Raw genomic sequence first — 322 nt, 5'->3', positions numbered from 1 at the left:
TACTGCTCCACAAAGAGCACCCAGAAATCGTCCTGCACAGCGTCCAGCAAAGCCGCTGCCAGCGCGGCCCGGGCCTCGGCCCGCTGGCCAAAGCGCAGCTGCGCCGCCGCCAGCTGGATGCGGGCCTGCAGGCCCACCAGACCGTAGTGCATGGCCTCGCACCGGCGCAGCAGGCCCTCGCTGTGGGCGATCACCTTCACGTACTCCCCCTGCGCCAGCCAGACCTGCTGCTCGATGAGGGACATCATGGGGCGGCAGGGCCCAAAGAAACTCACCTCGGCCAGCTTGTGCTCCCGGAACAGCTCCGGGGCCTGCTCCGGCC

1 pseudogene is annotated in these 322 nt (G+C 69.3%); it reads right to left on the bottom strand.

Features of this window, described 5'->3' with window-relative positions:
* A pseudogene (locus QZL71_RS04115) lies at window positions 1-322 on the bottom strand (LuxR family transcriptional regulator); the annotation flags it as partial.

The organism is uncultured Faecalibacterium sp., from assembly GCF_900066275.1.
Taxonomy (GTDB): Bacteria; Bacillota; Clostridia; order Oscillospirales; family Ruminococcaceae; genus Faecalibacterium; species Faecalibacterium taiwanense.
The sequence above is the reverse complement of the archived record's forward strand: the minus strand, read 5'-3'. Positions and strand labels throughout refer to the sequence as shown.